The following is a 13,392-nucleotide window of genomic DNA, read 5'->3' as shown; positions in this document are numbered from 1 at the left end:
GCGACTACTTGAGCTTGACGTTGTAGGCCCAGACGGCGAGGGGCTTGCCGTTCTCGCCGACCTGGACGATGTTCAGCTTCTTGGAGGACGGGGCCTCGCCCTGGCCGCCGGTGGCGAACAGGTCGGCGCCGGGGAAGCTGCGGTAGGTGTTGGAGGAGGGCTCGGTGATCGGCTGGCCGTCCAGGACCGCCTGCCACCGCTTGCCGTCCTCGACGACTTCCGGCTCGACACCGAGGCGCAGGGTGTCCCCGCGGCCGTATTCGATGGTCTTGGCGTCCTTCAGATCGGTGAGGCACTCCTGGACCTTGTCCATGGAGAGCTCCTTGTCGTCGGAGCAGGCTGCCTCGGTGGACACCGACGACGTGCCGACCGTCACGGTCGCCAGCGGCGTCGGCTTGTCGCAGGCGGAGAGAAGGAGGAGGCCGGCGGACACGGCTCCGAGGGCCGCGACGCTGCGGCGGCCCCTACCCGAGAAAAGCGGTGCGGTCATGAGCCGAAGGCTATCGGGCCACCCGGCTCCGCCGCCGCACGGGGGTGTCCGTGGCCCGCGGCGCGGCGCGCCGCGCCGCCCGCCGGGGCCCGCCCGGCGCCCCGAGACCGGGCCCCGGGGCCCGTCTAGGCCACCCGGGGGCGGGGGGAGCCGGAGTGGTGGCGGGGGGAGGTCAGCAGGCCGCGGAAGGCCATCGTCGTGCCCGCCGCGACGATGGCCGCGGCGACGGCCATGCCCAGTACCCCGTTCAGCGGCAGCACGATGCCGATCGCGCCGCCCAGCACCCACGCCATCTGGAGCAGCGTCTCCGAACGGGCGAACGCGGACGTCCGCACCGCCTCCGGCACGTCCCGCTGGATCATCGCGTCCAGCGACAGCTTCGCCAGCGCCTGGCAGAACCCCGCCGTCGCCCCCAGCACCGCCATGAACAGCCCGCTGAAGAACACCGCCGCCAGGACCGCGACCCCCAGGGTCACCGCCAGCACCGCCGCGATGATGGTCTCCGGCGCCCGTGCCCGCAGCCACGAGCCCACCGCGGTCCCGCACGCGTTCCCGACGCCCGCCGAGACGCCCACGATGCCCAGCGACACGGCCGCGCTCTGCCCGGCGAGCGGGTGCTCCCGCAGCAGGAACGCCAGGAAGAAGATCAGGAACCCGGACAGGGCGCGCATCGAAGCGTTCGCCAGCAGGCCGCACATCACCGACGGACTCACCGTGCGCAGCCCCGGCTTCTTCGAGTGCGGATCGTGCGTGGACAGCCGGGCCCGCCGCTCGCCCTTGGCCTCGTCCACCTTGTGCGGGAGGGAGAACGCCGCGAACGTGCCCCAGACGAAGATGGCGCAGGCGCCGTACAGCGGCCACGGCGGCCCGACGGTGTGCAGGCCCGCCGCGACGGGCGCCGCCGCCGCGGTGGCCAGCAGGCCCGCCAGCGTGACCCGCGAGTTCGCCTTGACGAGTGAGAACTTCGGCGGGAGCAGCCGCGGCACCACCGCGCTGCGGACGACCCCGTACGCCTTGGACGCGACCAGCACGCCCAGCGCCGCCGGGTAGAGCTCCAGGCCGCCCGTGGCCACCGCGCCGGACATCATCACGGCGAGCAGCGCCCGTGCGAGCATCGCGCAGGCCATCGCGGCCCGCCGCCCGTGCGGCAGCCGGTCCAGTGCCGGGCCGATCACCGGGGCCAGCACCGTGAAGGGGGCCATGGTGATCGCCAGGTAGAGGGCGACGCGGCCGCGTGCCTCGTCCGTGGGTACCGAGAAGAACACCGTCGACGCCAGCGCCACCGTGATCATCACATCGCCGGCGCCGTTGATGGCGTGCAGCTCGATCAGCCTGCCGAGACCCGATTCGCCGGCCCCGTGCGCGTGCGTGGCCCGCCGGATCCCGCGGGCCGTACCCGTGAAGGGACGCTGTAGGGCACGCCCGACGGCCCGGCCGGCCCGCCTGGCCGGTCCCGAGCCGTCGCGGGACGACCGTACGGGTGCCACACCCGCCATAGTGCCCCACGGACCCCTCCTGGTCCCGTCCCGGCGCGTTACGGAGGCCCGTCGGGTCGCCGTCGTGAGGACGTCGGGACGCGGGCTTGTCCGCGAATCGGACCTTGCATGTGGGCCCAAGCCTCCGGAGGAGGTAGCGTGCGTAGCGCGCCACCGGCGGTTGCTCTCGGCCGCGCGCCTCTTCGCGATCCCGCAGAATGGATAGCAGGTAGGTGCGCCCGAGGCCGATCGGGTGCGGACGTCGACGCGGCCCTCTGGTCCGCTCCGCCCGCGCCACGTACGGACAGGACCGACGGGTCGTTCAGGACGACAGTACGGACGGCGCACTCGTGAGACGGCGTAGGAGAGAACGAGACCTGTGAGTGCTGCGACGACGCGAAGCCGTACCCCCGACCGCCTGTGCGCCGAGGCGGTAGACCTCGCCCGCGCGGCGGCCGAGGAAGCCGCCGCTCCCGGAGTGGTGGGCGAGCACGTCTCCGCCGTCGCGGAGGGCGACCGGGTCGTCACGCACTTCTTCGAGTGCAAGGACCCCGGCTACCGGGGCTGGCGCTGGGCCGTCACCGTGACCCGCGCCTCCCGCGCCAAGAACGTCACCCTCGACGAAACGGTGCTGCTTCCCGGCGATGACGCCCTCCTGGCCCCCGAGTGGGTCCCGTGGAGCGAGCGGCTGCGCCCCGGCGACATGGGCCCCGGCGACCTGCTGCCCACCGACGCCGAGGACCTGCGGCTGGAGCCGGGCTGGTCGGGCGAGGACGTACCGCCGCCGAACTCGGTCGTCTCCACCGAGATGGCCGAACTCGTCGAGGCCGAGGACGCCGACGTCACCGACCGCGCCGTGGTACCCGTACGGGGCTCCATCGCCTCCGTCGCCGAGGAACTCGGGATGCGCCGTGCCCGCGTCCTGTCCCGCTACGGACTGCACAGCGCCGCCGACCGCTGGGACGAGTCCTTCGGCGCCAAGACCCCGATGGCGCAGGCGGCGCCCGCCTCCTGCGTCTCCTGCGGGTTCCTCGTCGCGATCGGCGGCTCGCTGGGCCAGGCCTTCGGCATCTGCGCGAACGAGTTCGGCCCGGCCGACGGACACCTCGTCTCCCTCTCGTACGGCTGTGGCGGCCACTCCGAGGCCGCGGTCATGCCGAAGCCGCTGCGCCCGGCTCCGCCGGTGCTCGACTCGATGGCCTCCGACGAGTTCCCGCTGCGCCCGTCCCCCGACACGGGCTCGGTCCCCTCGACGGACCTCCCGGCCGCGGACCTCGGCCACTCGTAGCACGGGCGGCCGTACGGGCCCGGACGTACGAGCCGTGCGGCGGGGCGACGACCCCGCCCCGGCGGCGTACGGCGGCGTACCCTCGGCGCATGGGGGAAGCCGACATGGTGGGGCTGGACGGCCGGGTGACCGGAACGGTGGGACCCGGGCTGGTGGGCGAGGTCATCGTCCGCATCCGCGGCGGCGCGGAGCACTTCCTCGCGCACCCCGCCCCGGGCACGGGCCGGCTGACGGTCGGAACGGTGGTGACCGTCGTGGAGTACCTGCCGCCGCGCACGGTGTACGTGATGGCGGCGTACGACAACTGAGCCCCACTGCCACCTGCGCGGATGTGGTTCGTATCAAGATGGCGACAAGAGTTCGCCAGGATCTTCTTAACGCGGCTGCACAGGAGCACACTCGCCTTCGTCAGTGTCGAACGGCACTGCGATAAGGGGGCGTTGCCGATGGCTATCGGCGTCGTGGCGGGAATCGTTCTCGTCGCATTCTTGGCCTTGGTCGGCCTGTTCAAGCTCATGTGGCGGGTGGCCGAACCGAACGAGGCACTCGTCATCTCCGGCTCCACGCACCGCACCGAGGGCATCGGCGAGGGCATGGGCTTCCGGATCGTCACCGGGCGCGGAACCCTCGTGGTTCCCGGTGTGCAGGCGGTGCGCAAGCTGTCGCTGGACCTCAACGAGACCCAGCTGAACGTGGACTGCGTGACCCACCAGGGCATCCCGCTGCGGGTGAAGGGCGTCGTGATCTTCAAGATCGGCGACGACCTCGTGTCCATCGCGAACGCGGCACGCCGCTTCCTGGACCAGCAGAAGATGATGCCCGAGCGGGTGCACATCGTCTTCGCCGGCCATCTGCGCTCCATCGTGGGCGGATTGACGGTCGAGGACATGATCCGCGACCGCGAGAAGCTGACCGGGCAGACCCGGGCGGCCTGTGGCACGGAGATGGAGAAGCTCGGCCTGATCGTCGACTCGCTCCAGATCCACGAGATCGAGGACCCGACCGGCTACATCAAGAACCTGGCCATGCCGCACGCGGCCGCCGTCCAGCGGGACGCGCGCATCGCGCAGGCCGAGGCGAACCGTTTGGCCACCGAGGCCGAGCAGACCGCGTTCGCGCGGATGGCGGAGGCCACCCGCGACAGCGAGATCCTCCAGGCCGGCTACCAGGCGGAACGCGACAAGGCCGCCGCGACCGCCCGCCAGGCCGGCCCGCTGTCGGAGGCGGCGGCCCGCCAGGAGGTCGTCGTCCAGGAGACCCGGGTCGCCGAACTGGAGGCGCACCGGCGAGAGCAGCAGCTCCAGGCGGACGTCCGCAAGCCCGCGGACGCGGCGGCGTACGAGACCCGCACCCGCGCCGAGGCCGAACGCGACGCCCGCATCTCGGCGGCACAGGCCAAGGCCAAGGAGACGGAGCTGGCGGCCGCGGCCGAGGCCACCCGCGTGACCACGGCGGCGACCGCCGACGCGGCGGCCACTGAAGCCCGCGGTCTCGCGGCCGCGAAGGCCACCCGGGCGACCGGTGAGGCCGAGGCCGCAGCCACCCAGGCCAAGGGCCTCGCGGTCGCGGCGTCGGCGAAGGCCAAGGGTCTCGCCGAGGCCGACGCGATCAAGGCGCGGGCCGCCGCGCTCGCCGAGAACCAGGAGGCGGTCGTCGCCCAGCAGCTCGCCGAGAACTGGCCGGCGATCGTGGAGGCGGGCGCCGGGGCCTTCGGGAACGTGGAACACATGGTGCTGCTCAACGGCGCCGAGGGCATGTCGGAGATGTTCGCGAAGGCGCTGACCATGGGCGGTACCGGGCTCGGCCTGGCCCGCCAGCTGCTCGCGTCGATGTCCCAGCCGGCCGCCCCGGGGACCGCCCCCGGCGCCGCCCCGGTGAACGGCAGCACGGCGTCCTCCTCCCACCAGATCCCGATCGCGGAGGCGTAGACCGCAGCGTCCGCGGGGCCGGGGAGCACTGCCCCCGGCCCCGCGGTGCGCGTTAGGCTCGCGCCCATGAGGCTGTTTGCCGCGGTGATGCCGCCCCAGGGGGCCGTCGACGAGCTGCGCCGGGCCGTGCAGGGCGTCCGGGACGACCGGCTGCGCTGGACCGGGGAGGCGGGCTGGCACTTCACCCTCGCCTTCATGGGCGAGGTGCACGACCCGCTCCTGCCGGACCTGCACGCCCGCCTGGCGCGCGCCGCCCACCGCACGGACCCCTTCTCGCTGCGCATCCACGGCTGCGGGCACTTCGGCGAGCGCGCCCTGTGGGCCGGCGCCGCCGGCGGGCTCGACCAGATGCGGATGCTCGCCGAGCGGGCCGACGCCGCCGCCCGCCGGGCCGGAGTGCCGATGGAGCAGCACCGCCGGTACACCGCCCACCTCACCCTGGCCCGCAGCCAGGGCGGCACCCATCTGAGCCCCTACCTGGAGGCCCTCTCGGGCTTCGAGGGCACGCCCTGGCAGGTGCGGGAACTCAGCCTGGTCCGCAGCAACCTCCCGACCGGCGGCGTGCCCGGGGAACAGCCCCGCTACGAGGTCGTCGAGGCCTGGCCGCTGGGTGGCTGACCCCGCCGTCCCCGCCCTCGGTACGGGGACCCGGTACGGCCGCGTTACGCTCGACGGGTGGATCCCAAGACCCGAAACCGTGTGATGGCCGGTGTGCTCGTACTGATGTTCGTCGTCGTGGCAGTGGCGGCCGCCGTGGGCCAGTGACTCCTGCCCGCGAGCCCTTGCCTGGAGTGGACTCCAGGCAGTTGGCTTGGGGCCCATGAAGTACACACAGCTCGGACGCACCGGACTCAAGGTCAGCCGACTTGTACTCGGCACGATGAACTTCGGTCCGCAGACAGACGAACCCACCAGCCACTCCATCCTGGACGCCGCGCTCGCCGCGGGCCTGAACTTCGTGGACACCGCCAACGTCTACGGGTGGGGCGAGAACAAGGGCCGCACCGAGGAGATCATCGGCACCTGGTTCGCCCAGGGCGGCGGCCGGCGGGACAAGACCGTGCTGGCCACGAAGGTGTACGGGAACATGGCCGCCGAGGGCGACCCGTGGCCCAACCACGACCGGCTCTCGGCGCTGAACATCCGCCGGGCCGTCGAGGCCAGCCTCAAGCGGCTCCAGACGGACTACATCGACCTCTACCAGTTCCACCACGTCGACCGCCGGACCCCCTTCGAGGAGATCTGGCAAGCCGTCGACGTGCTGATCCAGCAGGGCAAGGTGCTCTACGCCGGGTCGTCGAACTTCCCCGGCTACAAGATCGCCCAGGCCAACGAGACGGCCGCCCGGCGCGGCTCGGTCGGGCTGGTCAGCGAGCAGTGCCTGTACAACCTCGCCGAGCGGCGCGCCGAGATGGAGGTCGTCCCGGCCGCCCAGGAGTACGGGCTCGGCGTGATCCCGTGGTCCCCGCTGCACGGCGGGCTGCTCGGCGGCGTCATCAAGAAGGAGGTCGAGGGCGGCCGCCGCGCCTCCGGACGGTCCGCGGACGCCCTCGCCAACTCCTCCGTACGGGCCCAGGTGCAGGCGTACGAGGACCTGCTCGACAAGCACGGCCTGGAACCCGGCGAGACGGCACTGGCCTGGCTGCTGACCCGGCCCGGGGTGACGGGGCCGATCGTGGGTCCCCGGACGGCAGAGCAGCTGGAGAGCGCAGTGCGCGCGCTGGACCTGGAGCTGTCGCAGGAGGTGCTCGCCGGCCTGGACGAGATCTTCCCCGGCCCGGGGCCCTCGCCCGAGGCGTTCGCCTGGTGAACCCGATGGATCCGGTGAACCGGGTGAACCGGGTCTGAGCCGCAGGTGAACGTCGCCGCACCGCCCCGGTGCGGCGGCGCACACCGGTCGGGCAAGCCCCTTCGGGGCAGCGGGCGTTACGGGTCCTCGGCGGGCCGGTAGGGGCCGCCGATGCCCCACGCCTGGTGCAGGACCGCCGCGAACTCCCCGGCCAGGCGGTGCTCGCCGGAGGCGTTGGGGTGGGTGCCGTCGTAGGTGTCCCGGTGGATCTCGTACGCGTCCGGGCGCGCGGCCAGCAGGATCGGCGAGGCCTCGGTCGACAGGTCGGCGACGGCCTTCGCGAGGAGTTCGTTGAACCGGGAGACCTCGGCCGCGAACGGCGCGTCGGACTCGGCCCGCACGTTCGGTATGACCGGCAGCAGCACCATCCGGATGTCGGGGCGGGCGGCGCGGGCCTCCGCGACGAAGCGGCGGGCGTTGGCCGCGGTCTCCTCGGCGGCGGTGTAGAAGCCGAGGTCTATCAGGCCGAGGGAGACGAGCAGGACGTCGGCCCGCCCGGAGCGCACGGCGGAGCCGATGAGCGGGGCCATGTGCTGCCAGCCCTCGCCCCAGCCGGCGAGGTGGCGGCGGGCGTGCTCCGGGAAGCCGGGGTCGGCGTAGGCGTGGCTGACCGGCTCGTTCGCGCAGGTGTCGAAGAGCTCGCAGCGCGGACCGACGATCCGGTACGGACCGCCGAAGGTGGCATCGAGGTGCTGCCACATCCGGTAGCGCCAGGTGTAGTCGCCGGCGCGTCCGATGGTCATGGAGTCGCCGACGAACATGAAACGCATCCGGTCATCATCGCGGATCACGCGCCGGGAGCCCCTGTGATGCCGGACACGCGGGGCACCCTGGCAGGCTTGTTCCATGCGACTGCTGCCGTTGACCGCCGTCATTGCCCTTGTCGTGCTGCCGGGTTCGGCCGCCGCGGCCGCCGGGACCCCCGCCGGCACGTCGGGGTTCACCATCACCGACCCGCGGATCAAGGAGTCGAGCGGCCTGGCCGCGAGCCGGATCCATCCCGGCGTGTACTGGACGCACAACGACAGCGACGACGGCCCGTACGTGTACGCGGTGGACTCGGCGACCGGCAAGACCGTGGCCCGCGTGACCCTGACCGGCATCGGGGCCCCGCGCGACGTCGAGGCGATCTCGCTGGGACCGGACGGGCAGCTGTACGTCGGCGACATCGGCGACAACCTGGGCGGGACCTGGGACCACGTCTGGATCTACCGGTTCCCGGAGCCGAAGCAGCTGGCCGACGTCACGGTCAAGGCCGAGCAGTTCACCGTGAAGTACGCCGACGGGCCGCGCAACGCCGAGGCGCTGATGGTGCATCCGGTGACGGGCCGGGTGTACATCGCGAGCAAGAGCGAGGACAAGGGCGGGCTGTACGAGGGGCCGCAGCAGCTGTCCGCGTCGGGCACGAACGTGTTCAAGCGGGTGGCGGACCTGCCGTGGGTCACGGACGGGGCGTTCTCTCCGGACGGCGGCCGGCTCGCGCTGCGCGGCTACTTCTTCGCGCGGACCTACCCGTGGAAGGACGGGCGGCCCGAGGGCGAGGGCGAGCGGGTGGACGCGCCGTGGCAGGGGCAGGCCGAGTCGGTGACGTACTCGGCGGACGGGTCGACGCTGCTGTTCGGCTCGGAGGGGGAGTCCAGCCGGGTGGTGGCCGTCCCGGTGAAGCCGGCGGCCGGCGGCTCCGGCACCCCCGCTCCCGCGGAGCCGGGTGCGTCGGCGGCCCCCGGCCCCGCGGGCGAGCAGGGCGGGGGCGACTTCACGAAGGGCGCGGCCGTCCTGGCCGTGGGTACGGCCCTGGTCCTGGGAGCCAAGCGGCTGCTGCGCCGCCGCCCCCGCGGCGACGCCTGAGCGGGCTGCTAGCCCTGCTTGATCGCGGAGATGTCGAACTCCAGGACGACCTTGTCGCCGACCAGTACGCCGCCGCCTTCCAGGGCCGCGTTCCAGGTCACGCCGAAGTCCTTGCGGGAGATGGTCAACGATCCCTCCAGGCCGACCCGCAGGTTGCCGTAGGGGTCGACGGCATTGCCGGTGTACTCGAAGTCGATGGCGACCGGGCGGGTGGTGTCCTTGATGGTCAGGTCACCGGTGACGCGGTAGTCGGTGTCGGAAAGGGACTCGACCGAGGTGCTGCGGAAGGTGATGTCCGGGAAGTTGGGAGCGTCCAGGAAGTCGTTGGTGCGCAGGTGCTGGTCGCGCTGTTCGACGCCGGTGTCGATGCTTTCGGTCTTGAGCACCACCTGGGCGGTGGAGCGGGCCGGATCGGCGCCGTCCAGGTGCGCGGATCCCTCGAACTGGTGGAAGGCGCCGCGGACCTTGGTCACCATGGCGTGGCGGGCGACGAAGCCGATCCGGGTGTGCGCGGGGTCGAGGATGTAGTCCCCGGTGAGCTCAGAGATGTTGGCGGTCATGGTGGGGAGTCTCCGAAGGGCCGGGATCCGGCGGCGGTGGGGCCGGATCGTTGCGCATTCACGCTAGGGCGCAACCGATGCCGGTCCCGGCCGGACGCACGGGGCAGCGGCAGAGTGCACCCTGACCAGCGACGCGTGCGCCCCTGCGGGTCGTCGGCCCGGGATCACGTCGGACGTGATCCCGGGCCGGCCCCGACGGCCACGCCGAGCTGCCGTGCGGAGGGGCTCGCTCCCGTGGCCCGGGCTCAGGCCGCCGTGACCAGCTCCCGGCTGCGCGGGACCGGGACGAACGTGACTCCGTTGCGGCTCACGCTCAGCCGGAGGTTGCCCACCCGGGACAGGACCACCGCGATCGTCGCGGCGGCCGCCAGGGAGACGAGGCCGCCCGCGGCCATGCCGATCCGGGCCCCGTACGTGTCCGTCACCCATCCGACGACCGGCGCACCGATCGGGGTGCCACCGGTGAACACCATCATGAACAGGGCCATCACCCGCCCCCGCATCTCGGGGTCGGTGGCCATCTGGACGCTCGCGTTCGCGGTCACGTTGACCGTCAGCCCGAACATCCCGATCGGCACGAGCAGCGCCGCGAACAGCCAGAACCCGGGCGCGAAGGCCGTCACGACCTCCAGGGCGGAGAACAGCAGCGCCGCCGCGACCAGCAGCCGCAGCCGCGAGTGCCCGCGCCGGGCCGCCAGCAGCGCGCCCGCCAGGGAGCCGGCGGCGATCAGCGTGTTGAAGAGTCCGTACGTGCCCGCGTCTCCGTGGAACACGTCGCTGACGAACGCCGACAACCAGATCGGGAAGTTGAACCCGAAGGTGCCGATGAAGCCCACCAGCACGATCGGCCAGATCAGCTCCGGGCGGCCGGCGACGTAGCGCAGCCCCTCCCGCAGCTGGCCCTTGGCGCGCGGCTGCGGTTCGACCGGGCGCAGTTCACGCGTCCGCATCAGCAGCAGGCCGGCGACCGGTGCGGCGAAGGAAAACCCGTTCAGCAGGAAGGCCCAGCCGGAGCCGACGGCGGTGATCAGCACACCGGCGACGGCCGGGCCGACCAACCGCGCGGACTGGAAGTTCGCCGAGTTCAGGCTGACGGCGTTGGCGAGCTGGTCCTTGCCGACCATCTCGGAGACGAACGTCTGCCGGGCGGGGTTGTCCACGACGGTCACGAGGCCCAGCAGGAAGGCCGCGAAGTACACGTGCCACACCTGGACGTGTCCGGCCAGGGTGAGCGCCGCCAGGGCGATACCGGTCAGACCCATCAGGGTCTGCGTGACGAGCAGCAGCGGACGCTTGGGCAGCCGGTCCGCGAGGACGCCTCCGTAGAGGCCGAACATCAGCATCGGCAGGAACTGCAGTGCGATGGTGATGCCGACGGCGGAGGCCGAGCCGGTCAGGGACAGGACCAGCCAGTCCTGGGCGATGCGCTGCATCCAGGTGCCGGTGTTGGACACCGCCTGTCCCATGGCGAAGAGCCGGTAGTTCCGGATCTTCAGCGAGCTGAACATGGAGTTCGCGCCCGCGGAGCGCGTCGTACGCGCAGTGGTAGTGGTGGGTGTATGGCCGGGTGCGGAATCTGCTCCGTTTCCCGTACTCAAAAGCGTTCGCCTCCTGGCGTCGTTCCTACAGGTGCGCGAGCTTCTCCAGGACGGGCGCGGCCTCGCGCAGCTTGGCCCATTCGTCCTCGGTGAGCTCGGCCGCGAGCCCGGCGAGGAAGGCGTTGCGCTTGCGACGGCTCTCTTCGAGCATCGCTTCGGCTTCCTCGGTCTGGGTGACCACCTTCTGGCGGCGGTCGTCCGGGTGCGGCTGGAGCCTGACCAAACCCTTGGCCTCCAGCAGCGCCACGATGCGGGTCATCGACGGTGGCTGGACGTGCTCGCGGCGGGCCAGCTCACCGGGGGTGGCCTGGCCGCAGCGGGCGAGGGTGCCGAGGACCGACATCTCGGTCGGGCTCAGCGATTCGTCGACGCGCTGGTGCTTCAGGCGCCGGCCCAGCCGCATGACGGCGGAGCGGAGGTCGTTCACGGCGGCAGCGTCGTCGCCATGCGTAAGGTCGAGCATGTCTTTAGACTACCTCATTACTCTCTCTAAAGAACGCCATTTAACCGTGTCACTCGTACGGGTGAGTCGGCAGCGGAAAGTGACACGCGTCGGCGGTCCGTGCCACGACTCTTTCGCCATGGGGACACACGTGCTGAGCATGCGCATAGACGGGGAGCTGCTCGACCGCCTCCGGACGCATGCCGCAAAACGCGGAATGAGCGTCCAGGACTATGTCGTCCGGACGCTCATTCGCGATGACTTCGACGAGCGCTTCAATGCGGCCGTCGACGAGACGGAGAAGTTCTACGGTCTTACGTGAGGCCGAGGGCCGGCATCGCGTAGTAGAAGACGAACACCGCCGACACCACGTACAGGGCAGCCGGGACCTCGCGGCCCCGGCCGGTCGCCAGGCGCAGCACGCAGAAGCTGATGAAGCCGAAGCCGATGCCGTTGGTGATCGAGTACGTGAAGGGCATCGTCACCATGGCCAGGAAGGCCGGGACGGCGATGGTGAAGTCGCTCCAGTCGATGTCCCTGACCGAGCCCGCCAGGATCAGGAAGCCGACCGCCACGAGCGCGGGGGTGGCCGCCTGGGACGGGACCATGGTGGCGAGCGGGGTCAGGAACAGCGCCACGGTGAAGAGGGCGCCGGTGACGACGTTCGCCAGGCCGGTACGGGCTCCTTCGCCGACGCCGGCCGTGGACTCCACGAAGCAGGTGGTGGCCGAGGACGAGGTGGCGCCGCCGGAGGCGACGGCCAGGCCGTCGATGAGCAGCACCTTGTTGATGCCGGGGAAGTTGCCGTCCTTGTCGATCAGCTTGGCCTCGTCGCCGACGCCGAGGATCGTGCCCATGGCGTCGAAGAAGCAGGACAGCAGCACGGTGAAGACGAAGAGGACGCCCGTCAGCATGCCGACCTTGCCGAAGCCGCCGAACAGGCTGACCTGACCGACGAGCCCGAAGTCGGGCGCGGCCACCGGGTTGCCCGGCCATTCGGGCACGGTCAGGCCCCAGCCGGAGTCCGGCAGGTCGACGACCAGCTGGACGGCGACGGCGACCACGGTCATGACCACGATGGAGATCAGGATCGCGCCGGGCGTCTTGCGGATCAGTAGGGCGAGGGTCAGCAGCACGCCGACGACGAAGATCAGGACCGGCCAGCCGTGCAGGTGGCCGCCCGTGCCGAGCTGGAGCGGCACGGTGGTGTGCGCGGCGTCCGGTATGCGGGTGACGAAGCCCGAGTCGACCAGGCCGATCAGCATGATGAACAGGCCGATGCCGATCGCGATGCCCTTGCGCAGGCCGATCGGGACGGCGTTCATGACCCGCTCGCGCAGGCCCGTCGCGACCAGCAGCATCACGACGAAGCCGGCCAGGACGACCATGCCCATGGCGTCGGGCCAGCTCATGCGCGGGGCGAGCTGGAGGGCGACCACGGTGTTCACGCCGAGGCCGGCGGCGAGCGCGATCGGGACGTTGCCGATGACGCCCATCAGCAGCGTGGTGAAGGCCGCCGTCAGGACGGTGGCGGTGACGAGCTGGCCGCTGTCGAGCTGGTGCCCGTACATGTCCTTCGCGCTGCCCAGGATGATCGGGTTCAGCACGATGATGTAGGCCATCGCGAAGAAGGTGGCGAAACCGCCGCGCACCTCACGGGCGATCGTGGAGCCGCGCTCCGAGATCTTGAAATGGCGGTCCAGGCCGGACGACCCCTGGGGGGCCGGGTCCGGGAGGGTGGCGGGCGCAGGGGCGGGGGCCGACGTGCTCATACGGTCCTCTACGGTCCTCATTGCGGGGCATTAGGGGTTTCATACGAAGAAAATGGGCCATGCCCACACAGTTTCAGTATGAACACATGAACGAAAGCCCGTCCATCTCCGCGCGTAGACCCCGTTTCTGCGCACCTAGACT

14 protein-coding genes are annotated in these 13,392 nt (G+C 71.6%); 7 read left to right on the top strand and 7 right to left on the bottom strand.

Going from position 1 to position 13,392, the window contains the following annotated elements; all coding sequences use genetic code 11:
- Positions 1-4: 4 nt before the first annotated feature.
- Entirely contained in the window at positions 5-490 is a 486-nt protein-coding gene (locus OG974_RS19505) for a DUF2771 domain-containing protein (protein ID WP_327283981.1), read from the bottom strand.
- Positions 491-615: 125 nt separating this feature from the next.
- Positions 616-1,986, bottom strand: coding sequence for an MFS transporter (locus tag OG974_RS19500; protein WP_327283980.1), 1,371 nt, complete (start codon positions 1,984-1,986; stop codon positions 616-618).
- A 358-nt stretch (positions 1,987-2,344) separates the two neighbouring features.
- Here OG974_RS19500 and OG974_RS19495 point away from each other — a divergent pair, with 358 nt between their 5' ends.
- The 5 genes from OG974_RS19495 to OG974_RS19475 all read left to right on the top strand — a co-directional run bounded on the left by OG974_RS19495 (position 2,345) and on the right by OG974_RS19475 (position 6,991).
- Positions 2,345-3,253, top strand: a complete 909-nt coding sequence (locus OG974_RS19495; RefSeq protein WP_327283979.1) for a DUF3027 domain-containing protein — start codon at positions 2,345-2,347, stop codon at positions 3,251-3,253.
- 89 nt (positions 3,254-3,342) lie between these two features.
- On the top strand, positions 3,343-3,561 hold the full coding sequence (locus OG974_RS19490; RefSeq protein WP_082410369.1) for a hypothetical protein: 219 nt from the start codon (positions 3,343-3,345) through the stop codon (positions 3,559-3,561).
- Positions 3,562-3,699: 138 nt separating this feature from the next.
- A complete protein-coding gene (locus OG974_RS19485) occupies positions 3,700-5,181 on the top strand; it encodes an SPFH domain-containing protein (protein WP_327283978.1) in 1,482 nt (493 codons plus the stop codon).
- 66 nt (positions 5,182-5,247) lie between these two features.
- Positions 5,248-5,799 carry an RNA 2',3'-cyclic phosphodiesterase gene (gene thpR / locus OG974_RS19480; RefSeq protein ID WP_327283977.1) on the top strand — a complete coding sequence of 184 codons (552 nt, stop codon included), beginning with the start codon at positions 5,248-5,250 and terminating at the stop codon, positions 5,797-5,799.
- Positions 5,800-6,001: 202 nt separating this feature from the next.
- Positions 6,002-6,991, top strand: coding sequence for an aldo/keto reductase (locus OG974_RS19475; protein WP_327283976.1), 990 nt, complete (start codon positions 6,002-6,004; stop codon positions 6,989-6,991).
- 116 nt (positions 6,992-7,107) lie between these two features.
- Here the strand turns inward: OG974_RS19475 and OG974_RS19470 are convergent, their stop codons facing one another.
- Positions 7,108-7,800, bottom strand: coding sequence for a GDSL-type esterase/lipase family protein (locus OG974_RS19470; protein WP_327283975.1), 693 nt, complete (start codon positions 7,798-7,800; stop codon positions 7,108-7,110).
- A 76-nt stretch (positions 7,801-7,876) separates the two neighbouring features.
- Here OG974_RS19470 and OG974_RS19465 point away from each other — a divergent pair, with 76 nt between their 5' ends.
- Positions 7,877-8,878: a WD40 repeat domain-containing protein gene (locus OG974_RS19465; RefSeq protein ID WP_371643890.1), complete on the top strand. Its 1,002-nt coding sequence runs from the start codon at positions 7,877-7,879 to the stop codon at positions 8,876-8,878.
- 8 nt (positions 8,879-8,886) lie between these two features.
- On the opposite strand, the gene OG974_RS19460 is transcribed toward OG974_RS19465, so the two are convergent.
- From OG974_RS19460 to OG974_RS19450, 3 genes are all read right to left on the bottom strand, one after another.
- Entirely contained in the window at positions 8,887-9,438 is a 552-nt protein-coding gene (locus OG974_RS19460; RefSeq protein WP_327283973.1) for a YceI family protein, read from the bottom strand.
- A gap of 245 nt (positions 9,439-9,683) precedes the next feature.
- A complete protein-coding gene (locus OG974_RS19455) occupies positions 9,684-11,036 on the bottom strand; it encodes an MFS transporter (protein WP_327283972.1) in 1,353 nt (450 codons plus the stop codon).
- Positions 11,037-11,061: 25 nt separating this feature from the next.
- Positions 11,062-11,499, bottom strand: coding sequence for a MarR family winged helix-turn-helix transcriptional regulator (locus OG974_RS19450; protein WP_030156888.1), 438 nt, complete (start codon positions 11,497-11,499; stop codon positions 11,062-11,064).
- Between the two features lie 118 nt (positions 11,500-11,617).
- On the opposite strand from OG974_RS19450, the gene OG974_RS19445 reads away from it, so the two are divergent.
- Positions 11,618-11,800 carry a ribbon-helix-helix protein, CopG family gene (locus OG974_RS19445; protein ID WP_327283971.1) on the top strand — a complete coding sequence of 61 codons (183 nt, stop codon included), beginning with the start codon at positions 11,618-11,620 and terminating at the stop codon, positions 11,798-11,800.
- On the opposite strand, the gene OG974_RS19440 is transcribed toward OG974_RS19445, so the two are convergent.
- Positions 11,793-13,250: an NCS2 family permease gene (locus OG974_RS19440; RefSeq protein ID WP_327283970.1), complete on the bottom strand. Its 1,458-nt coding sequence runs from the start codon at positions 13,248-13,250 to the stop codon at positions 11,793-11,795. The genes OG974_RS19445 and OG974_RS19440 overlap by 8 nt on opposite strands.
- Positions 13,251-13,392: the final 142 nt, after the last annotated feature.

The organism is Streptomyces sp. NBC_00597, assembly GCF_041431095.1.
Lineage (GTDB): Bacteria > Actinomycetota > Actinomycetes > Streptomycetales > Streptomycetaceae > Streptomyces.
The sequence above is the reverse complement of the archived record's forward strand: the minus strand, read 5'-3'. Positions and strand labels throughout refer to the sequence as shown.